The sequence below is a fragment of the Streptomyces jumonjinensis genome (assembly GCF_009600885.1).
GTDB classification, from domain to species: Bacteria; Actinomycetota; Actinomycetes; order Streptomycetales; family Streptomycetaceae; genus Streptomyces; species Streptomyces jumonjinensis.
Genome location: NZ_VCLA01000033.1, coordinates 1 through 22,147, shown reverse-complemented (window position 1 = coordinate 22,147; position 22,147 = coordinate 1). Strand labels below are relative to the sequence as shown.

Sequence of the window (22,147 nt, the reverse complement as noted above, 5' to 3'; positions counted from 1 at the left end):
TACGGACGCTTCCTTCAGACCCTTTTCACCAGGTCCTCCGGGCTTTCCTTCGGTGTGTTCAAACCTTATCAGGCTTTTTCTTGCTTCCTGACCATCTCCCTGCGGACACGCAGAGCTATAGATCAGTAAGAGATCGCGCCTTGGAAAGGTTTCCCGCCCATCCCCCCGGACTCAAGGTCACGCTGGGGTCGGGCAGGAGTACGACAGTACCCGCCGCCGAGATGCGAGGCAAATCGCTCCCGAATGCCCCAGGTCGACTGAGAGGCAGGGCCGCCAATCGACAGCATTCGGGCGGAACTAGGACTTCGTATGACTTACGCTGCTCAGCAGTGCGCCGTCCGGGACAGAGAGCGACGGCCCAGCAAAGAATCCCGCCCCTGGGAGGCTCCATGACCACAGTGACGTCACCTATTGCCGGACGTGCCATCGGACTCGCGGCTGTGCCGGATCCGGTGTTCTCCGGTGCGATGGTCGGGCCCGGTACCGCCATCGACCCCGTCCGCGAGCCGTCGGAGGCTCTGTCTCCCGTCGACGGCGTCATCATCTCCCTCCACCCCCACGCCTTCGTGGTCGTCGACAGCGAGGGACACGGTGTGCTGACGCATCTGGGCATCGACACCGTGCAGCTCAATGGCGAAGGCTTCGAGCTGCTCGTGAACAAGGGCGACACCGTGGCCCGGGGCCAGGCCGTGGTGCGCTGGGACCCCACCGCCGTGGAGGCCGCGGGGAAGTCCGCCATCTGTCCGGTCGTGGCGCTGGAGGCCACCGCCGACTCCCTCGGCGACGTCCGGGAGGACGGCGATGTGAAGGCCGGGGACACCCTCTTCACCTGGCGGTGACACCGGACCCGCGGTGACGGGGCAGATGCATAGACAGGCGGCGGCACCGGTCGTCGCCCGATCGGAGACGGGTGAGATGGAGACAACGCTGCGAGGCGTCGGGGTGAGCCACGGCGTGGCGATCGGCGAGGTTCGGCATATGGGCACGGCGGCCCTCGAACCGCCGGCGAAGCAGAATCCGGCGCAGGACGCGGAGCGCGAACAGGGGCGTGCCCGCAAAGCCGTGGACGCGGTGGCCGCCGATCTGATCGCCCGGGGCAATCTGGCGGGCGGTGAGGCACAGGCCGTGCTCGAAGCGCAGGCCATGATGGCCCAGGACCCTGAGCTGATGGCCGATGTGGAGCGGCGCGTCACCGTGGGCAGCAGCGCCGAGCGCGCGGTGTACGACGCGTTCGCCGCCTATCGGGCGCTGCTGGCCGGCGCCGGCGAGTATCTGGCCGGGCGGGTCGCGGATCTGGACGATGTGCGGAATCGGATCGTGGCCCGTCTGCTCGGAGTGCCGATGCCGGGCGTGCCGGACAGCGACGAGCCGTATGTGCTGATCGCCCGTGATCTGGCGCCCGCCGACACCGCGCTGCTCGACCCCGCCCTGGTGCTGGGCTTTGTGACCGAGGAGGGCGGGCCGACCAGCCACAGCGCGATCCTGGCACGGGCGCTCGGGGTGCCGGCCGTGGTGGCGCTGCCGGGGGCCGGCGATCTGTCCGAGGGCACCCTGATCGCGGTGGACGGCAGCACCGGCGAGGTCTTCGTGGAGCCCAGCGAGCAGAAGCGGGGCGAGCTGGAGCGGGCCGCGGCCGAGCGGAAGGCCGCACTGGCGGCCTCCAGTGGGCCGGGCACGACCTCGGACGGGCACAAGGTGCCGCTGCTGGCCAATGTCGGCGGTCCCGGTGATGTCCCGGCCGCGGTCGAGGCCGGGGCCGAGGGCGTCGGTCTGTTCCGTACGGAGTTCCTCTTCCTGGACGACAGCGAGCGGGCGCCGTCGGAGGAGAAGCAGATCGAGGCGTACCGCAAGGTGCTGGAGGCGTTCCCCGAGGGGCGCGTGGTGGTGCGGGTGCTGGACGCGGGTGCGGATAAACCGCTCGACTTCCTCACCCCGGCCGACGAGCCCAATCCGGCCCTGGGCGTGCGGGGGCTGCGGACGCTGCTGGATCACCCGGATGTACTGCACACCCAGCTCACAGCGCTGGCGCGGGCGGCCGAGGGCCTGCCGGTGTATCTGGAGGTCATGGCGCCGATGGTGGCGGACCGGATGGACGCCAAGGCGTTCGCGGACGCGTGTCGTGAGGCGGGGCTGCGGGCGAAGTTCGGCGCGATGGTGGAGATTCCGTCCGCCGCGCTGCGGGCCCGTTCGATTCTCCAGGAGGTCGAGTTCCTCTCGCTCGGCACCAATGATCTGGCGCAGTACACCTTCGCCGCCGACCGTCAGGTGGGTGCGGTGGCGCGGTTGCAGGATCCCTGGCAGCCCGCGCTGCTGGATCTGGTGGCGCTGTCGGCGGAGGCCGCGAAGGCCGAGGGCAAGAGCTGTGGCGTCTGCGGTGAGGCTGCCTCCGATCCGCTGCTGGCCTGTGTGCTCACCGGTCTCGGGGTGACGTCGCTGTCGATGGGCGCGGCGTCGATCCCCTATGTACGGGCGGCGCTGGCGAAGCACACGCTCGCGCAGTGCGAGCGGGCCGCCGCCGCCGCGCGTGCCGTGGACACCGCCGAGGAGGCCCGGGCGGCCGCCCGGGCGGTGCTCTCCGGGGAGTAAGCGGCCCACGGGCGGTCCGAAGAGGGCCGCGCGGCATTCCGGTGTTGTCTTGGGAGGGCCCCGCCGCGGCGGGGCCCTCTTCTTTTCAGTGGTGGGAGTCCGGGGTGTCGGCGGCGATGTCGAAGCCCGCGCGGTACTCCACTCCGGGCTCGGGCGACAGGGGCTCGCCGGTCGTCGCGTCCGTGCAGTAGGCGCTGAAGACCTCGCCCTCGGTGAGGGGGATGAGGCCGCTCTTCTGGAGCCGCCAGCCGTGCAGACGGTCGGGGGCCCCGGCGGTGCTGGTGCGGAGGACGAGTCCCCCGGGCCTGCCGAGGGCGATCGCGATGGCCATGACGGCCACGAACTGCGCGCCCTCGGCCGCGTCCACCAGGCTGTCGGGGGGCGAGTCGCCGTCCGCGTGGAGCACGGCGAGGAGCCGTTCCTCAGGGGCGTGGACGCTGCACACCACATGGTGTCTGCCCGGGCCGGCGGCTTCGAGCAGCCGGGTCAGCAGATGGGACGCCCGGTCGAGGGCGGCCCGGCCGATGTCCTCGCCGCATTCGGCGCACTGCCCGATGCCGGTGAGGAGGGCTGTGGCGTACTCCCAGGTGGCCCGGCGCACCGCGGTGTCGATGAGCTCGGGCAGCAGACTGTCGAGGGGCTCTCCGGCATAGGGGAGGGTGACCCCGAGGTCGGTGATCTCGGCGGTGTACCGGCTGCGGCTGAGGGCCGAGTCGGGGTCCAGGGCGTGCTGTGTGCAGTACGCCGCGAAGTCCTCGGGGTCGAAGAGGGCGAGGGTGGTGTGGAGCTGGCGGACCGCGAGGGACTTGAGGAGGGCTTCGACCTGCCGGAGGTACTCCGGGTGGTCGTCGAAGGCGAAGGTGCGGTAGCGGCGGCGCATCAGGGCGAAATCGGATGCGTCGGCCAGGACGGCGACCGTGCCGACGACTTCACGGCGCAGGGCGCCGCGCAGGGACGGCCGGCCGGCGGGACGCCTTCCGGTGCGGCGCGGGCCGGTGCGGCTTCGCTGCTTGGGCCGCCCCGCGCGCTCGCCGGACGCTGTGCCGGTCTGCTGGCCGCTCCCCTTGCCCGTCTTGCCCGTCTGCTTCCCGGCCTGCTGGTCGGCCCCCTTCCCGGTCCTCTTGCCGGACGCCCCGTCGGATGCTCCGCCCGATGCCTTGCGGTACGACATTTCTCCCCCTGCGTTCCGTCGACTGATGATGACTCACCGTAGCGGTCGCCACTGACAACGGGGGTTCGGGAGATCGCTCACCGCTTCCGGGTGCGGGCGAGCTCCTCGTAGAACGCGAGCAGGCCCACATCGTCGACCGAGCCCGGATTGACGGCCTTGGTCAGGGGCGTGCCCTGGAGCAGGCGCTTCACCGGGACTTCGAGCCGTTTGCCGGTGAGGGTGTGGGGGACGGCCGGGATCTCGATGATGTCGTCCGGGACATGCCGTGGGGAGAGCTGCTCACGGATGGTGCGCTTGATCCGGTCCCGTAGCCCGTCGTCCAGGACCGCCCCCTCGGCGAGGTGGACGAACAGCGGCATCCAGTAGCCGCCCTCGGGCTCTTCCAAGCCGATGACCAGGGACTCGCGGATCTCGGGGAGCCTCTCGACGGCCTCGTAGACATCGGCGGAGCCCATGCGTACGCCCTGCCGGTTCAGGGTGGAGTCGGAGCGGCCGTGGATGATGACGGAGCCCCGGTCGGTGATAGTGATCCAGTCACCGTGCCGCCAGACGCCGGGGAACATCTCGAAGTAGCTGTCCCGGTAGCGGCTGCCGTCCGGGTCGTTCCAGAACCGGATCGGCATCGACGGCATGGGGTTGGCGACGACCAGCTCGCCGACCTCGCCGATCAGCGGTCTGCCGTGCGGATCCCAGGACTGGAGGTCGGTGCCGAGGCAGGCGGCCTGGAGTTCGCCGATGTGCACGGGGAGGGTGGGCACCGCCCCGGCGAAGCAGCTGCACACATCCGTGCCGCCGCTCACCGAGGCGATCCACAGATCCGCGCCGCTGTCGGCGAATTCGTCGTGGAGCCAGCGGAAGCCGTCGGGCGGCAGCGGCGATCCGGTGGTGGCGACGCAGGCCACCCGGGAGAGGTCGTGATCGCGCGCCGGGTGCACCCCGGCCTTGCGGCAGGCCATGACGTAGGCGGCGGAGGTGCCGAAGAAGGTGGCGCCGGTGCGCTCGGCGACGCTCCACTGCGCTCCGGTGTCCGGGAAGCCGGGGCTTCCGTCGTAGAGGACGACCGTGGTGCCGGTGAGCAGGCCGGAGACGAGGAAGTTCCACATCATCCAGCCGGTGGAGGTGTACCAGAAGAAGCGGTCGTCGGGGCCGAGGTCGCAGTGGAGGGCGAGCTGTTTGAGGTGCTCCAGCAGAATGCCGCCCTGCGACTGGACGATCGCCTTGGGCAGCCCGGTGGTGCCGGAGGAGTACAGGACCCAGAGCGGGTGGTCGAAGGGAACCTGCTCGAAGACGGGTTCCACGGCGCCGGAGGTGACCGTGGACCAGTCGAGCGCGCCTTCGGGCGCCTCGGTGCCGAGCAGCGGGACATGGATCACCGCGCGCAGGGAGGGCAGTTCGCGGCGGAGTTCGGCGACGGCCGCCGTGCGGTCGTGTGCCTTGCCGCCGTAGCGGTAGCCGTCGACGGCGAACAGGACGACGGGTTCCACCTGCTGGAAGCGGTCGAGGACGCTGCGGGCCCCGAAGTCGGGGGCGCAGGAGGTCCAGACCCCGCCGACCGCCGCGGTGGCGAGCAGCGCGGTGACGGCCTGGGGGATGTTGGGGAGGTAGCCGCTGACCCGGTCTCCGGGGCGTACGCCGAGGGCGCGCAGTTCGGCGGCGAGCGCGCCCACCTGGTGGCGGAGCTCGGCCCAGCTGATGGCGGCCGGCTGGCTGGTCTCGTCCAGATGGAGGAGCGCCGGGTGGTCGGGACGGGTGTCGGCGGCGCGCAGCGCGTGTTCCGCGTAGTTGAGGGTGGCCCCGGGGAACCATCGGGCGCCGGGCATGGCGGGGTCGGCGAGGACGGACTCGTACGGGGTGGAGAAGCGTACGCCGGACCAGTCGGCGAGAGCGCGCCAGAACGTTTCGAGCTGCTCGACCGACCAGCGGTGCAGCGCGGGGTAGCCGCCGTCGGCGGGGGCTCCGTGGTGTTCGGCGGCCCATGCCTGGAAGCGGGTGATCCGCGCGGCGGCGATCCGGTCGGCGTCCGGCTGCCACAGAGGCGCGGTGTTCGCTGCTGAGGTCATGGGCTGCTCCCGGGTGCTCCTGGCTCTGCCCTGCCCGTGTGGTGCCGGCAGGTGTCCTCGTCCTTGTACGGGGTGTACGGGGTGTACGGGTGTGCGGGGTGCGCACGGCTGACAGGGACGATGCCATGTGATCGTCTTTCGCACCAGGGTTCCGGTGCGCCGTCCGGGGTCGACCCGATGCGCTTTCCCCCCGGGGGTGAACGGGAGCTGAACAGGGCACGCCCGTGTCCGCCCGGGTGGCAGGCTGAGCTGCATGGACTGTCGGGGACTGGTGCGTTCGCTGCGGGGCTTCACGAGTCTGCGGGGGGTGCGGGCGACCCGTTCCGCCCTGCGGCGGCGGTGGATCGACGCGCGGGGGCTGCCCGCGCGGGGCCCGGAGCGCGCCAGGGTGCCGGGGGCGGTGACCGGTGCCGAGCCGCTGCCGGGCGGCGGGATCGTCCGTTTCGCCCGTTCCGAGCTGCGGATCCGGGTGGTGGTCGGCGGGGCGGTGTTCTGGGGCTGGGACGGTGCGGGGCCCGAGCCGTCGTACGCGCTGGCCGATGGTGTGCCCGCGCCGGATCCCCGGGCCGAGCTGGAGCCGGACAAGGACGGCGGCTGGCGGGTGGTGTCGGAGCGGGTGACGGTGGAGGTCTCGCGGCACGGCGCGGTGGAGGTCCGGACGCCCGGCGGGGTGACGCTGCGACGGGATCTGCCGCCGCGCTGGTGGGAGCCGGTGAACGGGGGGCCGGCGCGCTGGGCGCAGCGTACGGAGGTCCCGGCGGACGCCCGGTTCTTCGGTCTCGGCGGCCGGGCGTCGGGGCCGCGGCTGCGGGACGGCGTCTACCGGCTGTGGAACACGGACCCCGGGGGTTCCTTCGGGCCGGACGGCGATCCGCTCTCGATCACCATGCCGGTGCAGCTGGTCGTCGCCGACGCGGGTACGCATCTGGTCTTCCATGACAACTCCTGGGACGGCCGGGTGACGCTGCGCGAAGGGGAGGAGGGGGCGGGTTCCGGTCATGACCGGAAGGGCAGCTGTGAGGTCCGTATGGACGGCGGGCCGCTTCGCTGCTGGGTGATCGTGGGCAAGCCCGCCCGGGTGCTGTCCCGCTGGAGCCGGCTGACGGGGGCTCCCGCGGTCCCGCCGTCCTGGGCGCTGGGGGCGCAGCATGCCCGGTGGGGCTTCGGCAGCGAGGCGGAGGTGCGGCGGATCGTCGCCGGCTATCAGGAGCGGGGGCTTCCGCTGTCCGCGGTCCATCTGGACATCGATCACTTGGCGGGGCACCGGGTCTTCACGGTCGACCGCGAGCGGTTTCCCGCGCTGCCGGAGCTGGCGGATGAGCTGCGGCGGGCGGGGGTGCGGCTGGTCTCCATCATCGATCCGGCGGTGAAGGCGGAGCAGGGGTACGCGGTGTACGAGAGCGGCAGGGCGGCCGGGGCTTTCGTGCGGGACGGGCGCGGGCGTGAGGTGCGGGGTGAGGTGTGGCCGGGCCAGTGCGCCTATCCGGACTTCACCGATCCGCGGGTGCGGCAGTGGTGGGGCGGGCTGTACGAGGAGCGGCTGCGGCAGGGTTTCGCCGGGGTGTGGCACGACATGAACGAGCCGGTGTCGTTCGCTCCGTTCGGCGATACGACGCTGCCGCGCTCGGTCCGGCACGATCTGGACGGCCGGGGCGGTGATCATCGGGAGGCGCACAATGTGTACGCCCTGGCGATGGCGCGGGCCGGTTATGAGGGGCTGCGGCGGCTGCGGCCCGATGAGCGTCCGTTTCTCTTCTCGCGCTCGGGCTGGGCGGGGATGCAGAGATACGGAGGGACCTGGTCCGGTGATGTCTCCAGCAGCTGGGACGGGCTGCGGGCCTCGCTCTCGCTGGTGCTGGGGATGGGGCTGTGCGGGGTGCCGTACTCGGGGCCGGACGTCGGCGGTTTCGGCGGCAGTCCGTCGCCGGAGCTGTATCTGCGCTGGTTCCAGCTGGCGGCGTATCTGCCGCTGTTCCGTACGCATGCGGCGATCGGCGCGGGGCGCAGGGAGCCGTGGGAGTTCGGCCCGGCGGTGCTGGAGCATGCGCGGGCCGCGTTGGCCGAGCGGGAGCGGCTGCACCCGTATTTCGTCACTCTCGCCCATCTGTCCCGGCTGACGGGCGCTCCGTATGTCCGTCCGCTGTGGTGGGGGTCGCCCGACGACCGGGCGTTGCGGGAGTGCGGGGACGCGTTTGTGCTGGGTGACGCGTTGCTGGTCGCTCCGGTGCTGGAGCGGGGGGTGGACCGGCGGTTGGTGCGGCTGCCCAGGGGGCGCTGGTTCGACACGGCGACGGGCCAGGGGTACGACGGGCCGGGGCAGGTGCTGCTGGACGCGCCGCTCTCCCGTGTGCCGGTGCTCGCGCGGGCCGGTTCGGTGATTCCGGTGCGGGGCGCCGATGGTCTGCTGGAGCTGGAGGTGTGGGCGCCGGCCGGTGGGCGCAGGGGCGGGGGGCTGGTGGTCGCGGATGCGGGGGACGGCTGGGAGCAGCCGGAGGTGGAGCGGTATACGACCCGGCTGGTGGACGGGTGGGTGCGGGTGAAGCGGTTGCGGAGCGAGGGGTCGGGGCCGCCGCTCCGGCGGGTGCGGGTGCGGGGGCTGGGGGCTGCCTGATGGGTGAGGCCGGATCAGGGAGCGGGTCGGTCGTAAGGGTCGCGTGGGGATGACGATGAGGCGGGGGGTGGCAGGGGGGCACGGGCCCGGAGCCGTGGCGGCGCGGGGTCCGGGGTGTGACGGCCGGTGTCGGCGCGGGTGTCAGTCGTAGCGGTGCAGGAACCATCTCCGTACGGCCGTGGTGTGCAGCGGGAACGCCAGTTCCGCCGGGGTGCGCAGCAGGTGTCGGCCGGTGGTCTCGTCGGTCGGCGCGGCGGGCGGGAGTTCCCCGGTCGGGCGTTCGGGCAGCAGGCCGAAGAGCAGCAGATGGCCGCTGGGCGCGCTGAGCGCGTCGGCGAGGCGGACATCGCGGGCCGCGGCCTGGATGCCGGTCTCCTCGGCGAGTTCGCGTACGACGGCTTCCTGCCACTCCTCGCCGAAGTCGATGAAGCCGCCGGGGAGCGCGATCCCGCCGCGCCTCGGCTCGATGGCGCGGGTGATGACGACGAGCCCGGCGCCGTCCGCGTCGCGTACGGGCTGGAGGGCGACGGCGACCGGGAGCGGGTTGCGGTAGGCGGTGTCCCCGCAGGCGGGGCAGGTGCGGGGCCAGCCGGCGGCGGAGCCGTACGGTGCTCCGCAGTTGCCGCAGTAGGAGTCCTTGGGCACGCGCGGACTGTATCCGATCGTCTGCTGTCCCATGGGCTTCCGTGCAGACCTTCATACGGGCTTCCGTACGGGCCATCACTGGTAGACGGTGTGCACATGACACGATTCGCTGCCGCTCTCCGCACTCCTGCCGCGACGGCCACCGCGCTCATCGCCGTCGCCGCCGGCTCCCCCGCCGCCGGTTCGCCGGCCGCCGCCCCAGCCGCAGCCTCGTCGGCCGCCGCCTCGCCCACCGGCCGGGGCACTCCGGAGCCGACCGCTCCGAAGGGGTTCACGGCGCTGCGTGACATCGATCCGACGATCATTCACGAGATGCGCTACACCACCGCGCACACTTTCCTGGGCGTACGGGTGGACGGCTACCGCCAGCCGCTCTGTCTGGTCACCCGGCCCGCCGCGAAGGCCCTGCGGAAGGCGCAGCGGACGCTGCTGCGGCAGGGCTATTCGCTGAAGGTGTACGACTGCTACCGCCCACAGCGGGCGGTCGACCATTTCGTCCGCTGGGCGAAAGATCTCGGCGATGAGGCGATGAAGGCGGAGTTCTATCCCCAGGTCGAGAAATCGCGGCTCTTCGCGGACGGGTATATCGCGGAGAAGTCGGGGCATAGCAGGGGCAGCACCGTCGATGTCACGATCGTCAAGCTTCCGGCCCGTCCGACCAGGCCCTATGTCCCGGGTGAGGCTCTGGTGTCCTGTGCCGCGCCGCAGTCGGAGCGGTTCCCGGACAATTCCGTGGACATGGGGACCGGCTATGACTGCTTCGATACGCTGTCGCATACCGAGGACCCCCGGATTCAGGGTGTTCAGCGCGTCAACCGGCAATTGCTGAAATCCTCTCTCGGCGCTGTCGGTTTTGTGAATCTCCCTGAGGAATGGTGGCACTTCACTTATAAGCCGGAACCGTTCCCGGACACCTACTTCGATTTCCCGGTGGCCCGGCGGTCCCTGACGGATCGCTGAGAGGCGGCCGGGAGGGCCGCGACGACACGGGGCTCGCCGGGAGCCGTCCGGCCGTGACACACTTCTGACGTTCCGTCAGATAGTTGTCGGCGCCGGGAGGACTTGTGACGCGCACGCCCGTGGTGGCCGGATGGTTCACCCACGACAGCGGCGAGGAGGACTTCCGGCTGCTGGGCACCCGCTGCACGGCCTGCTTCTCGGTCTTCTTCCCGCGCGAGGACTCCTTCTGCCGCAATCCCGGCTGCGGGGGCGGGGAGCTGACCGAGGTTCCGCTCTCCCGGCGCGGCCGGGTGTGGTCGTACACCGATGGGCGCTACCGCCCGCCCGCGCCCTATGTCTCCGACCCGGAGACGGAGTGGGAGCCGTACACCCTGCTCGCCGTCGAGCTGGCGGCCGAGCGCATGGTGGTGCTCGGGCAGGCCGTGCCGGGGGTGTCCGTCGCCGATCTCACGGTCGGCATGGAGGTCGAGGCAGTGCCCGGGGTGCTGAACGAGGACGCCGGGACGGTGTGGACCACCTGGCACTGGCGCCCGGTGGAGGAGGCCCGATGACCGCCGGTGATATCGCGGTCCTGGGGGCGGGAATGCACCCGTGGGGTAAGTGGGGCCACAGTTTTGTGCGGTACGGCACGGTCGCGGCGCGGGCCGCGCTCGCCGACGCCGGGGTCGACTGGCGGCGGGTGCGGTCCGTGATCGGCGCGGACACCGTGCGCGGCGGCTACCCCGGATATGTGGCGGGGGCGACGTTCGCGCGGGCGCTCGGCTGGCAGGGCGCGCGGATCACCAGTGTGTACGCGGCGTGCGCCTCGGGCGCGCAGGCCATCGGCGCCGCCCGCGCCCAGATTCTGGCCGGACTGGCCGATGTGGTGCTGGTCGTGGGCGCGGACGCGGCCCCGAAAGGATTCTTCGCGCCCGCGGGCGGCGACCGGCCCGACGATCCGGACTGGCTCCGCTTCCGGCTGCTCGGGGCGACCAATCCCGCCTACTTCGCGCTCTACGCCCGCCGCCGGATGGCTCTGCACGGGGAGACCCCCGACGACTACGCCCTGGTGAAGGTGAAGAACGCGGCGGCCGGGGCGCTCAACCCCCATGCCCGCTATCGCAAGGCCGTCTCCGCCGGCGAGGTGGCCGCGTCGCCGGTCGTCGCCGATCCGCTGCGGCTGCTCGACATCTGCGCGACCTCGGACGGCGCGGCGGCGCTGGTGCTCTCCAGCCTGGAGTTCGCCCGCCGCCACGGGGCGGCGGACCCCGTCCGTATCCGCGCGGTGTCGACCATCGGCCCGGTCTACCCGAGGACCGTGATCGACCTTCCGGACATCGCGACCGACTCGGCGCTCGCCGTGGACCCGTCGCCGCACTCCTTCCGCGCGTCGATCGCACGGGAGGCGTACGACGAGGCGGGCGTCGGGCCGGAGGACCTCTCGCTCGCGGAGGTGTACGACCTCTCCACCGCGCTGGAGCTGGAGTGGTACGAAGACCTGGGACTCTGCGGGCCCGGCGAGGGGGCGAAGCTGATACGGGACGGGACGACGGCGCTCGGCGGACGTATCCCGGTCAACGTCAGCGGCGGGCTCGCCTCCTTCGGCGAGGCCGTGCCCGCCCAGGCCATCGCCCAGGTCTGCGAGCTGACCTGGCAGCTCCGGGGCACCGCCGGGGAGCGCCAGGTGCCCGGGGCGCGTACCGGAATCGCCGCCAACCAAGGGCTGTTCGGGCATGGCTCGGCGGTCGTCGCGGTGCGCTGAGCCGTGTGCGAGGGGGATACGGGAGCAGCGTACGAGGGGGATACGGGAGGTACGGAGGAGGTGCGCGGTGTGCGGGAGGCGGGCGGCTCCGGACCGCCGGGCACTGGGCGCCGCGCCCGCGCGGCGTTCTCGTACCGCGTTTGCTGTCGGCGACCTTGACTGCCCCACACGGCGGGTGAAAACTGCCTTGTCGTCGGCATGGCCGTACGCCGATTCCACCACCACCGCCGCACGTCGGCACAGTGTCCTCGCCGTACGTCGGCACGCTCACCACGCTCACCAGGGACGCCGGGCGCGGCGCGGGACCGCTACCGCACCCTCCCCTGCTCCGGCTCCCGTATCCATGGCTCGCCATGGAGCACGCCATGGAGCACACATCCTGCACGCAGGACCGGGGCCCGGCCCCGGGTGAGGGCCTAGGAGCCGCCATGAGCAATGGAGACATCTTCGTCGGCGAGGTACTCGGCACCGCGATTCTGATCATGTTCGGTGTGGGCGTCTGCTCCGCCGTCAACCTCCATCATTCCAAGGCCAGAGCCTCGGGCTGGGTCGTCATCACCTTCGGGTGGGGCTTCGGGGTGCTGGCGGGGGCCTACACCTCGGCGCCGCTGTCGGGCGGGCATCTCAACCCCGCCGTGACGCTGGCCATCGCCGTCGACACCGGGGAGTGGGGCAAGGTACCCCTCTACATCCTGGCGCAGTCCGCCGGCGCGATGCTCGGAGCCGTCCTCGGATTCCTCGTCTACTACTCGCAGTTCCAGGCCAACCGGGAGCGGGACAAGGCACAGCCCACGCTGGGGATCTTCGCCACCGCTCCCGAGGTCCGCAACCCGGTCACCAACATGATGACCGAGATCATTGTGACCATCGGTCTGGTGCTGCCGATTCTCTCCTTCGGCAAGAACGCCGGGATCGGCGTCGGGCGGATTCCCGGCGAGGACGCCGGGATCTATGGCTCGGGCATATCCATTCTGCTGGTGTCGCTGCTGGTCGTGGGCATCGGTCTCTGCCTCGGCGGCCCGACCGGCTATGCCATCAACCCGGCCCGTGACCTGGGGCCGCGTATCGTGCACGCACTGCTCCCGATCCCCAACAAGGGCTCGTCCGACTGGGGTTACTCCTGGATTCCGGTGGCCGGTCCGGTGATCGGCGGTCTGCTGGCGGGGCTGCTCTTCACAGTGATCTTCTGATCCGCCGCACGGGCCTCCGACATCCGCTCAACCGACAGAGGGACGTTCATGACGGACAGGTTCGTCGCGGCGATCGACCAGGGCACCACCTCCAGCCGCTGCATCATCTTCAACCAGGACGGGGCGATCGTCGCCGTCGACCAGCGCGAACACCGCCAGATCTTCCCCAGACCGGGGTGGGTGGAGCACGATCCCGCCGAGATCTGGGCCACGGTGCGGGCGGTGGTCGCGCAGGCGCTCGACACCGCGGGCCTGCGGGCCGATCAGCTCAGCGCGCTCGGCATCACCAATCAGCGCGAGACCACGGTGCTGTGGGACCGGGCCACCGGAGAACCGGTGCACAACGCGATCGTGTGGCAGGACACCCGTACGGCCGCGCTCTGCGCCGAACTGGGCGGCGCGGACGGTCAGGACCGGTTCCGGGAGGCGACCGGACTGCCGCTGGCGAGCTACTTCTCCGGGCCGAAGGCCGCCTGGCTGCTGGACCAGGTGCCGGGGCTGCGCGACCGCGCCGAGCGGGGCGAGATCGCCTTCGGCACCATCGACTCCTGGCTGATCTGGAATCTCACCGGCGGCCCAGAGGGCGGTGTCCATGTCACGGATGTGACCAACGCTTCACGGACCATGCTGATGAACCTCCGGACCCTTGAGTGGGACACGGAGATCCTGGCCGCGATGCGGGTCCCGGAGGCGGTGCTGCCGGAGATCAGATCGTCCGCGGAGATCTACGGGACGGCCGTCGGCGGGCTCGCGGGAGTGCCGGTGGCCTCCGCGCTCGGCGATCAGCAGGCCGCGATATTCGGCCAGGCATGCTTCGACCCGGGCACCGCCAAGAACACCTATGGCACCGGCAGTTTTCTGCTGCTGAACACCGGGGACCGGCCGGTGCCGTCGAAGAGCGGGCTGATCACCACCGTGGGGTACAAGATCGGCGACGAGAGCCCGGTGTACTGCCTGGAAGGGTCGATCGCGGTCACCGGTGCGCTGGTGCAGTGGTTCCGCGACCAGCTGGGCATCATCGGGAGCGCCGCCGAGATCGAGACCCTGGCGGCCAGTGTGACGGACAACGGCGGGGCCTATGTGGTGCCCGCCTTCTCCGGTCTGTACGCGCCCTACTGGCGTGCCGACGCACGCGGTGTCATCACCGGTCTGACCCGGTATGTCACCAAGGCGCATCTGGCGCGCGCGGTACTGGAGGCGACGAGCTGGCAGACGCGCGAGGTGGTGGACGCGATGTACGAGGACTCCGGGGTCCGGATCACCACGCTCAAGGTGGACGGCGGGATGACGGCCAACGGTCTGCTGATGCAGCATCAGGCGGATGTGCTGGGGGTGCCCGTGATCCGGCCGAAGGTCTCCGAGACGACCTGCCTGGGGGCGGCCTACGCGGCGGGGCTCGCGACCGGCGTCTGGTCGGGCACCGAGGAGCTGAAGGCGCACTGGCAGCGCGAGGTGGAGTGGGTGCCGCGGATGGAGGCGGAGACGCGCGAGCGGGAGTACGGGAACTGGCTCAAGGCGGTGGAGCGGAGCTTCGGGTGGGAGGAGCCGGCTTGATCCCGGCCTGATCCCGGCCTGATGTGCGTACCGGCCCGTATCCGTTCGGCGGGTACGGGCCGGTGCGTCGGCTCAGGTCGTGGCGTACTGATGCCTGCTCAGCAGGCGGTACGGGCCCGTGTGTCGGCTCAGGTCGTGGCGTGCCGGCGCTCCCCGCTGACCCGCTCCAGAGCGTGCTCGACCACCGCGACCAGCACGTCCTTCACCGATTCGCGCTCCCTCGCGTCACACATCATCAGCGGGACGCCGGGGTCGAGATCGAGCGCGGTCCGTACCGTCTCGGCGGGGAAGAGGCCGGCCCCCTCGAAGCAGTTGACGGCGACCGTGAAGGAGATCCCACGGCGTTCGAAGTAGTCCACGGCCGCGAAGGAGTCCGCCAGCCGGCGGGTGTCCGCGAGGACCACGGCCCCGAGAGCCCCCTGTGCCAGTTCGTCCCAGAGGAACCAGAAGCGGTCCTGGCCCGGGGTGCCGAAGAGATAGAGCACCAGGTCTTCGCGGAGCGTGATGCGTCCGAAGTCCATGGCCACGGTGGTGGTGGTCTTCTGCTCGACGCCCGCGGTGTCGTCCACCGGGCGGCCCACCTCGCTCAGGGCCTCCTCGGTGCGCAGCGGTCTGATCTCGCTGACCGCCCCCACCAGAGTCGTCTTGCCCACGCCGAATCCGCCCGCGACCAGGATCTTCAGGGCTACCGGCTCGACGGGCCGCCGGTTGTCGCTAGAGCGCCCGAAGACCATTGATCACCTCGCGGAGAATATTCACGTCCGGCAGTTCGGCCGGGGGGACGGGACGGGTTACATGGACCAGCTCGTCCTCGACCAGATCGCCGACGAGGACGCGTACCACCCCGACCGGGAGGTCCAGACCGGCGGCGAGTTCGGCGATCGACTGCGGGGTGTCCTCGCAGCGCTCGACTATCTCGACATGCTCCGGTGAGAGCGACTGGTCGTGGACGGGGTGGTGGGCGGCGGGCTCCGGCACGACCAGGGCGATCAGATCGAGGCGGTGATGGGCCGTACTGCTGGTACGGCCACGGGTCATCGCGTACGGACGGACCACCGGGCCCGCCTCGGCGTCGAAGAAGTGGTGCGGGTGCTGGGCGTGATGAGTCGATTCACTCATGCCGGAACCCTCACCCTCCGGGGTGACCGGTCCGCGGCGCGGTGGCGAGGTGGACTCCGACCCGTTTGACCATGAGCGTCATCTCGTACGCGACCTGACCGACGTCCGAGTCCGCGTCCGCGAGCACGGCCAGACAGCTGCCGTCCCCCGCTGCGGTGACGAAGAGGAACGCCTCGTCCAGTTCCACGACGGTCTGCCGGACCCGGCCGGCGTCGAAGTGGCGGCCCACGCCCTTGGCGAGGCTGTGGAAACCGGAGGCGACGGCCGCGAGATGCTCGCTGTCCTCCCGGGTCAGCTCGCGTGAGGTGCCGGTGGCGAGCCCGTCGCTGGAGAGCACCAGGGCCTTGTGGATGCTGGCGACGCGGTCGACCAGTTCGTCCAGCAGCCAGTTGAGCTCGCCCGCCGCTCCCCTGGTGGCCGGGCGTCCGCCGGCGGTGTGTGCTGCGGCATGCGGTGCGGTCATCGACCGTCCCCCTCCGATGTCGTTCGTGGTGCTGTCTGACCGGGGCCGGCGCCGGTGGTCCCGTCGGCTTCCTCGCCCTCGCGTGCGTTCTTCAGGCGGCCCCGCTGCCAGCCCCGCTGCATGGAGGCCATCCGGTCGCGTACTTCAGCGGCGTCGCGTTCCGCCTCCTCGATCGTCACCGTATCCCGAGGCGGCGGGCTGTCGGTCGGCGTGCCCGCTTTCAGCTGGGGGGCCAGGCTGGCCTGGCGGACCCGGCGGGGCAGACCGTCGATCAGAGCGGGGGTGGCGGGTCCGGTCGCCGCGGCCTCTCGTGATCTGTCCGCCGTGCTGTCCATGCCGCTCATGCGCCTCATGGTGTCCGCGCGGTCCATGCTGCCCATGCCGTCCGCACTGTCCGTGCCGTGGCGTGAAGTGCCCCGTGTGCCATGGCCTGCCGCGGGGTATCCCGTCGGGCCGGGGCCAGACGCCGGGGCGGACGGGCGGCGGTCCGGCTCGTCCACCCGGCGGCCGTGGTCGGCGACCAGGGTGGGCGGCTTACGGCGGGGCAGCGGCACGGGATCCGCCATCCGCTCCGGCCCGGGGTCCGGCGTCCGCCGCTCGTCCGGGCCGGAGCGCCGGGGAGAGCGGGACCGGGCGCGGAAGGCTCCGTCCCGCTCGTCTCCGTCGTCGAAGCCGACGAGGGTGCCGGGGCCGATCAGGGTGTCCGGGTCGGTGAGCGGGCCGGCCCCGTCGAGGCCCAGCGGTCCGATGGGGCCTTCGAGTTCGACCGGGCCGTCGAAGAGCGCCGCTCCGCCCGGCCGGCCGGATCCCCTGCCGGAGGGGCGCGACGCGCCCGGTGACCTGCTGAGCGCCGACAGCTTGCCCTCGCCGCCGCGCCGTCCCGCCGGGGAGTCGCTCTTACGGTCGAGACGGAAGCCGGTGCCCTGGGTCTCGGGGGCATCGGTGAGCAGGGCCGCCGGGATGAAGACGACCGCGGTCGTGCCACCGTACGGCGACGGCTGGAGCGAGACCCGGACGCCCTGGCGCTGGGCCAGCCGGCTGACGACGAACAGTCCGAGACGGTCGGTGTCGGAGAGCTCGAACTCCGGGGTCTCCGCGAGACGGAGATTGGCGTCGAGGAGCAGCTCGGGAGCGATGCCGAGCCCCCGGTCGTGGATCTCCAGGGTGAAACCGTTGGCGACCCGTTCACCGAGCACCTGCACACCGGTGTGCGGGGGTGAGAACACGGTCGCGTTCTCCAGGAGTTCGGCGATGAGATGGGTGAGGTCGGCGACGGCGGGGCCGCCGACCCCGATGCGCGGCAGCCTCCGTACCTCGATGCGCTCGTAGGCCTCGACCTCGGCGACCGCCGCCCGTACGACGTCCATCAGCTGGATCGGTTTGCGCCACTGCCGGGAGGGGGCCGCGCCGGAGAGGATGACCAGACCTTCGGCGTGCCGCCGCATACGGGTGGTGAGATGGTCGAGACGGAAGAGATCCGCCAGTTCCTCGGTGTCCTCGGTGCGGCGCTCCATGGCGTCGAGAAGGGTGAGCTGGCGGTGGAGGAGCACCTGATTGCGTCGGGCGAGGTTCACGAAGACCTCGGAGACTCCGCGCCGCATCTCGGCCTGGCGTACGGCGGCTTCGACGGCGGCGCGCTGAAGGGTGTTGAGGGCCAGACCCGCCTGGCCGATCTCGTCCTTGTCGTACTCCAGCCGGGGCGCCTCGGTCTCGACGTCGACCTGTTCGCCGGAGGCGAGCCTGCGCATCACGCTCGGCAGCCGTACGCCCGAGACCTCGTGGGCCTCCTTGCGCAGCCGGGAGAGGTCGCGGATCAGATCGCGGCCGATGCGCACGGAGACGATGACGGAGACCAGCAGGGCGAGGAAGCCGAGGATGCCCGCGACGCCCGCCTGGACGAAGACGGTGTACGCGGCGGGGTCGACGCGGTCCTGGTAACGCTCGCCCGCGGCCTTGGCCTCGCGGCGGAGCTCGTTCATCACGGGGGTCGCGGCCGTGCTCCACTCGTCGGCGTCGGCCGGGCCCGCCTGCTCCACCCGGCCGCCGTCGATGAGGCGTTCCTCGGCGTCGCGCAGCGGCGCGGTCTCGGGGCTGCGCCAGAACTGGAGGTAGATCTCGCGTTCGCCGGCGGGCAGCGATTCGAGGTTGATCTCGTAGTACAGCTCGCGGTGGGCGACGAAGTCGGCGAGCTTGCGTATCTCCGGCCGGGTGATCCGGCCGGTGGCGAACGCCGAGGCGATCAGGGCGTCTTCGCGGGAGACCATCTCGGCGGCGCGCGACAGGCCGATGAGGGCGCGGCCCTGGCGTTCGATGGCCACGTCGTGGACGGCGTGCAGAGTGGTGAGGAAACTGAAGCCGGGATCGATGATCCGGTTGTAGTAGTCCAGGGCCTGGCTCCGGGAGACGGTGCCGGACTCCACCGAGGCGCGCAGGGCGGAGAGCCCTTCGAACCCGTCGACGAGGGCGGCCAGCCGGCGTTCGGCGTCGGAGCGCATTCCGTCGCGGATGTCCTGCTTGGCCGCGTTCTTCTTGATGCCGACGATGGCGCGATCCGTGGCCCGGCGCTTCTCGCGCAGGGCGGGGAGGGCGTCGGACGCTCTGCGGTCGGCGAGATAGACGAGCGTCTGGCGGCGCTCCTGCTGGATGACGTCGATGGCGTCGGAGACCGGGTGGCCGATCTCCTCGGTCACCTCGGCGACATCGAGGAGGTTGTTGGCCTCGCGACCGGTCAGTACGGTGGCGAAGCCCCACAGGGCGGTCAGGGAGAGCAGCGGCACCAGCAGCAACGCCACGATCTTCCGGCGGATGGACTTCCCGCGAAAGCGCATGGCCTCCCCCTGCTCAACCCCGCCCGGTACGGCCGGGGTTACCTCCGTCAACAAACGGCGCGAGCCTACTACTGTCACACAGACAACTCGAAGGCACGTTTGGGCGATTTTCGGCCGGTCGGAGATGCGTTGATCACGGGATGTCCCGGTATTCGGAGAGCTGACATTCCCGGCGCGTCATACGGCACCGGAAGGGGCGTCATTTTCCGGACGGTGAGAGATGGCTGGAATTATTCGTTTGATGCCCGGGATGCGGGAATCATCCGGCCCGGCCGTTCGTCTCCCTGTACAGGGGTCTCGGGAGACGGGGAGGCCGGGGAGGAGGTCGGGGAGGCCGACTGTCGGCCGATGTTCCGGGCCGTCTCCCGGCTTCGGATGGGATTCTGGTTGTTCGGGTAGTCGAGGTAGGAGAAGCCTCCGGGACCGTTCCGGCGGTGCCGTGTTCCCGGGGCGGAGCTCCCGGGGTGAAGTGCCTGGGCACTCCGGGGTGTTAGGGGCGGAGTGCCTGGACGCTTCGGGGTGTTAGGGGCGGAATCCTGGGCGGGTGCGCCTGGGGCGGATGGAGAGCGGTGGGCTCCGGGCGGCGAACCCGAATCCGGAGAGACATGGGGGATGTGGGGAGTGAGAGGGTCCATGGACAGGGAGGAGCGTCGCGGCGGGAGCGGTGCGCCGGCGGCGCGTCAGCTCTGGGTGGAGGAGCCCGCGACGCGCAGGCGGATGGCGGACCCGGTCCGTACGGTGGCGGTCCGCGCGGTGCTCATCGTCTCGCTGACGATGATTCAGGCGATGATCGCCTTCTTCTGCACGATGGCGGGGTCCTGGCTGGCCTTTCCGATGGTGCTCAGCAGCGTCGGCAGCACCGTGGTCGCGACCTGGGCGGTGCTGGATGTGTGGGTGACCCGCCAGGTGTGGAACCAGCGCAACGGTGTGGTGTCGGAGCCGAGCAGCAGCGCCCGGCGGCTGCGGCGTGAGCGGCGCCGGGAGCGCCGGGCCGCCAGGGCCGCGGCGCGCAGGGGTGAGCTCATACGGCCGGGGAAGCAGGGGCGGCTCTCGGAGCTGTCGCGGTTCTGAGCGGGACCTGAGGACCGGGCCCGGGCTCCCGCGCGGCTCCCGTATCGCGCCAGCACCGACTGCGCGGGGGACGGGGGCGGTGGGACCTGTACGGACGGTCCCGGGCCGGACGGGCCGGTTCTCCGGTGTGTCGCCCGGCTCGGGCCCGGACCGATCCGGGGAGGCTTGCGCCGCCGCCGAACCGGTCCGGTGGGCCGCCGGCCCGGGGGTTAGGAGCCGCCGGGGCCCAGGAGCTAGGAGCCGCCACCGCGTCCGTTTGAAGACGGCCGCTGTTCCGGCACGGACTGGGAGCGCTTGAACATCCGGGTCGCCGTGATCTCCCCGTGCACCGTCTCACCGGACGGGTCCTGCTGGGGCAGACCAGGGCGCAGATGCTCCTCGACGCTGATGTACTTCAGGCCCGCGCGCAGATCCGCGTCATTGCGCAGCCGGATGACCAGCGGGAACTCGGCGAGTGCCGTGGTGTCGAACAGGCCCGTCGTATAGAGCAGCTGAACGCCCAGGGCGTCGGAGACCGCGCGCTGGAGCTCCAGCAGATAGGTGGCGTTGGCCCGGCCGATCGGGTTGTCCAGGAAGAGGGTGCCCGCGTGGCGGTGCCGGTCCCGGCCGCGGTCGTTGCTGCGCAGGGCCGCCATCGTGCAGTAGAGCGCGATGGCGGCGGTGAGCAGCTGGCCGCCGGAGAACACATCGCCCATCTGGCCGACCGGGACGCGCTCGGCGCGCAGCACCGCGTCCGGCTTCAGGATCTCCACCGCGATGCCCTTCGGCTGAAGCGCGGCCTGGACTCCGCGCAGCAGCAGGGACATGCCGTCCCTGCGGCCCTCTCCGTACGCGGCGGCGGAGTTCTTCCGCACGGCGGCGCGGGTGGCTTCGTCGATGACTTCGCCGAGCCGCTCGGCCAGCGTCGCCTGGTCGGGCTCCTCGAAGCGGATCCGCAGGAACTCCTGCCCTGACCATTCGCCGAGGCCCTCGGGGAGCCGGGAGAGCCGCTGCGCCGAGCGGAGGGTGGCGAGCGCGGACTCCACCAGGCCGCGCAGCCGGTCGACGATGGTGTCGCGGTTGCGCTCCAGCTGCTGGAGTTCGTCTGTCAGGACCCGCAGCCGGGGCGCGAACGCCTCCGCCCACTTCGCCGCGTGCTCGGGGAGCGCCGCGGCGGGCAGCTCCCTGATCTGCTGGCGGGCCGGGGTGCGCACCTGCTCGTACCGGGTGGAGTTGGCGTGCCGTACGAGGATGTCGCTCGCCTCTCGTACGGATGCCTCCGCGGCGGAGAGGTCCGTGGCGCAGCCGCGCAGTGAGCGCCGGGCCTCGGCGGCGGACTGGCGGGCCTCGGGGAGGCTGCCGGGGTAGGGCTCGGGGGCCTGCTCGGGGGTCTCTTCGTCGTCCCGCTGTTCTCGCAGCAGGTCGCGGAGGAGGGCGGCGGTCTCGTCGAAGCCGCCCGCCGCGTCCTCGGCTGCCCGGTGGGCCTGGAGCAGATGGGTGTGGGCGTCGCGGGCGGTCTCCAGCGCGTCGGTGCGCGCGGCCAGTTCGGTGGTGGCGCCGCGGAGCAGGGCCTGGGCCTGTTCGGCGTCGGCGGGGACGCGTTCCTCGGGGAGGACGGTGTGCGCCGTGCCGTCCTCGGGCGCGAGCCGCTCGGCCTCGCCACGGAGCCTGCCGAGCTTCTCGCTGGCCTCGGTGGCCCGGGACTCCAGCATCTGCACCAGCGATTCGGCGCGGGCGGCGGCGGCCTGGCGGGAAGGGCCGTCGGCTCCGTCCGTGCCTTCGAGGAGTTGGGCGGCGCGGGTGCGGACCTTGTTGGTGAGCCGGTCCAGCTCGGCGAGGGCCGCGCTCTCGTCGCTCTCGGCGCGGGCCTGTTCGGCGCGGAGGTCGGCGCCGACGCCGACCTTCTCGTACAGCTGGGAGGCCGCTCGATACGCCTCGCGCAGGGCGGGCAGCGGGGTGCGCGGGGCGGCCGGGTCGGCTTCGGGCAGCTGCTCGGGGGCGCCGGCGATCTCGGCCCGCTCCGCGCGCAGGGCGCGGGCGGTGCGGCGGGCGTCGTCTCCCGCGCGCTGGGCGGCCCTGCGGTCCTCGTCGGCGGCTTTCGCCTGCTCCAGACAGACGGCGGCCCGGGCCTCGCACTCGGCGGCGTCGTCGGCCAGTTCCCGCAGTTTC

16 protein-coding genes and 1 pseudogene are annotated in these 22,147 nt (G+C 71.7%); 9 read left to right on the top strand and 8 right to left on the bottom strand.

Going from position 1 to position 22,147, the window contains the following annotated elements:
- Positions 1-389 precede the first annotated feature (389 nt).
- Entirely contained in the window at positions 390-839 is a 450-nt protein-coding gene (locus FF041_RS04680; RefSeq protein WP_153485333.1) for a PTS sugar transporter subunit IIA, read from the top strand.
- A gap of 76 nt (positions 840-915) precedes the next feature.
- Entirely contained in the window at positions 916-2,586 is a 1,671-nt protein-coding gene (gene ptsP / locus FF041_RS04675; RefSeq protein WP_153521144.1) for a phosphoenolpyruvate--protein phosphotransferase, read from the top strand.
- An 85-nt stretch (positions 2,587-2,671) separates the two neighbouring features.
- On the opposite strand, the gene FF041_RS04670 is transcribed toward ptsP, so the two are convergent.
- Positions 2,672-3,757, bottom strand: a complete 1,086-nt coding sequence (locus FF041_RS04670) for a hypothetical protein (protein ID WP_228388024.1) — start codon at positions 3,755-3,757, stop codon at positions 2,672-2,674.
- A 77-nt stretch (positions 3,758-3,834) separates the two neighbouring features.
- Positions 3,835-5,817, bottom strand: coding sequence for an acetoacetate--CoA ligase (locus FF041_RS04665; RefSeq protein WP_153521143.1), 1,983 nt, complete (start codon positions 5,815-5,817; stop codon positions 3,835-3,837).
- 253 nt (positions 5,818-6,070) lie between these two features.
- Between FF041_RS04665 and FF041_RS04660 the strand changes: the two genes are divergently transcribed.
- Entirely contained in the window at positions 6,071-8,428 is a 2,358-nt protein-coding gene (locus tag FF041_RS04660; protein WP_153521142.1) for a glycoside hydrolase family 31 protein, read from the top strand.
- Between the two features lie 141 nt (positions 8,429-8,569).
- Here the strand turns inward: FF041_RS04660 and FF041_RS04655 are convergent, their stop codons facing one another.
- Positions 8,570-9,106: an NUDIX domain-containing protein gene (locus FF041_RS04655; RefSeq protein ID WP_153521141.1), complete on the bottom strand. Its 537-nt coding sequence runs from the start codon at positions 9,104-9,106 to the stop codon at positions 8,570-8,572.
- Positions 9,107-9,169: 63 nt separating this feature from the next.
- Between FF041_RS04655 and FF041_RS04650 the strand changes: the two genes are divergently transcribed.
- The 5 genes from FF041_RS04650 to glpK all read left to right on the top strand — a co-directional run bounded on the left by FF041_RS04650 (position 9,170) and on the right by glpK (position 14,518).
- Entirely contained in the window at positions 9,170-10,033 is an 864-nt protein-coding gene (locus tag FF041_RS04650) for a M15 family metallopeptidase (RefSeq protein WP_153521140.1), read from the top strand.
- Between the two features lie 119 nt (positions 10,034-10,152).
- A complete protein-coding gene (locus FF041_RS04645; RefSeq protein ID WP_323391215.1) occupies positions 10,153-10,584 on the top strand; it encodes a Zn-ribbon domain-containing OB-fold protein in 432 nt (143 codons plus the stop codon).
- Positions 10,581-11,774 (top strand): lipid-transfer protein, encoded by a 1,194-nt coding sequence (locus FF041_RS04640; protein WP_153521138.1) that lies wholly within the window; start codon positions 10,581-10,583, stop codon positions 11,772-11,774. The genes FF041_RS04645 and FF041_RS04640 overlap by 4 nt, the downstream gene beginning before the upstream one ends.
- A gap of 428 nt (positions 11,775-12,202) precedes the next feature.
- Positions 12,203-12,964 (top strand): MIP/aquaporin family protein, encoded by a 762-nt coding sequence (locus tag FF041_RS04635; RefSeq protein ID WP_153521137.1) that lies wholly within the window; start codon positions 12,203-12,205, stop codon positions 12,962-12,964.
- A 48-nt stretch (positions 12,965-13,012) separates the two neighbouring features.
- Positions 13,013-14,518, top strand: coding sequence for a glycerol kinase GlpK (gene glpK / locus FF041_RS04630; protein ID WP_153521136.1), 1,506 nt, complete (start codon positions 13,013-13,015; stop codon positions 14,516-14,518).
- Positions 14,519-14,646: 128 nt separating this feature from the next.
- Here glpK and FF041_RS04625 read toward each other — a convergent pair whose 3' ends face one another.
- Genes FF041_RS04625 through FF041_RS04610 form a run of 4 tightly spaced genes read right to left on the bottom strand, consistent with a single transcriptional unit; the run spans position 14,647 to position 18,928 of the window.
- Entirely contained in the window at positions 14,647-15,252 is a 606-nt protein-coding gene (locus FF041_RS04625; protein WP_153521135.1) for a GTP-binding protein, read from the bottom strand.
- Positions 15,233-15,637 (bottom strand): DUF742 domain-containing protein, encoded by a 405-nt coding sequence (locus FF041_RS04620; protein WP_153482407.1) that lies wholly within the window; start codon positions 15,635-15,637, stop codon positions 15,233-15,235. The genes FF041_RS04625 and FF041_RS04620 overlap by 20 nt, the downstream gene beginning before the upstream one ends.
- A 10-nt stretch (positions 15,638-15,647) precedes the next feature.
- Positions 15,648-16,100 (bottom strand): roadblock/LC7 domain-containing protein, encoded by a 453-nt coding sequence (locus tag FF041_RS04615; RefSeq protein ID WP_153521134.1) that lies wholly within the window; start codon positions 16,098-16,100, stop codon positions 15,648-15,650.
- Positions 16,097-18,928, bottom strand: coding sequence for a sensor histidine kinase (locus tag FF041_RS04610; RefSeq protein ID WP_153521133.1), 2,832 nt, complete (start codon positions 18,926-18,928; stop codon positions 16,097-16,099). Before FF041_RS04610 ends, FF041_RS04615 begins: the two co-directional genes overlap by 4 nt.
- A 519-nt stretch (positions 18,929-19,447) precedes the next feature.
- Here FF041_RS04610 and FF041_RS04605 point away from each other — a divergent pair.
- Positions 19,448-19,999 carry a hypothetical protein gene (locus FF041_RS04605; RefSeq protein ID WP_407698107.1) on the top strand — a complete coding sequence of 184 codons (552 nt, stop codon included), beginning with the start codon at positions 19,448-19,450 and terminating at the stop codon, positions 19,997-19,999.
- Between the two features lie 233 nt (positions 20,000-20,232).
- Here the strand turns inward: FF041_RS04605 and FF041_RS04600 are convergent.
- A pseudogene (locus FF041_RS04600) lies at positions 20,233-22,147 on the bottom strand (hypothetical protein); the annotation flags it as partial.

Coding starts and splice junctions, on each gene's coding strand:
- FF041_RS04680 (WP_153485333.1), top strand. CDS start 390: ATGACCACAGTGACGTCACCTATTGCCGGACGTGCCATCGGACTCGCG.
- ptsP (WP_153521144.1), top strand. CDS start 916: ATGGAGACAACGCTGCGAGGCGTCGGGGTGAGCCACGGCGTGGCGATC.
- FF041_RS04670 (WP_228388024.1), bottom strand. CDS start 3,757: ATGTCGTACCGCAAGGCATCGGGCGGAGCATCCGACGGGGCGTCCGGC.
- FF041_RS04665 (WP_153521143.1), bottom strand. CDS start 5,817: ATGACCTCAGCAGCGAACACCGCGCCTCTGTGGCAGCCGGACGCCGAC.
- FF041_RS04660 (WP_153521142.1), top strand. CDS start 6,071: ATGGACTGTCGGGGACTGGTGCGTTCGCTGCGGGGCTTCACGAGTCTG.
- FF041_RS04655 (WP_153521141.1), bottom strand. CDS start 9,106: ATGGGACAGCAGACGATCGGATACAGTCCGCGCGTGCCCAAGGACTCC.
- FF041_RS04650 (WP_153521140.1), top strand. CDS start 9,170: ATGACACGATTCGCTGCCGCTCTCCGCACTCCTGCCGCGACGGCCACC.
- FF041_RS04640 (WP_153521138.1), top strand. CDS start 10,581: ATGACCGCCGGTGATATCGCGGTCCTGGGGGCGGGAATGCACCCGTGG.
- FF041_RS04635 (WP_153521137.1), top strand. CDS start 12,203: ATGAGCAATGGAGACATCTTCGTCGGCGAGGTACTCGGCACCGCGATT.
- glpK (WP_153521136.1), top strand. CDS start 13,013: ATGACGGACAGGTTCGTCGCGGCGATCGACCAGGGCACCACCTCCAGC.
- FF041_RS04625 (WP_153521135.1), bottom strand. CDS start 15,252: ATGGTCTTCGGGCGCTCTAGCGACAACCGGCGGCCCGTCGAGCCGGTA.
- FF041_RS04620 (WP_153482407.1), bottom strand. CDS start 15,637: ATGAGTGAATCGACTCATCACGCCCAGCACCCGCACCACTTCTTCGAC.
- FF041_RS04615 (WP_153521134.1), bottom strand. CDS start 16,100: ATGACCGCACCGCATGCCGCAGCACACACCGCCGGCGGACGCCCGGCC.
- FF041_RS04610 (WP_153521133.1), bottom strand. CDS start 18,928: ATGCGCTTTCGCGGGAAGTCCATCCGCCGGAAGATCGTGGCGTTGCTG.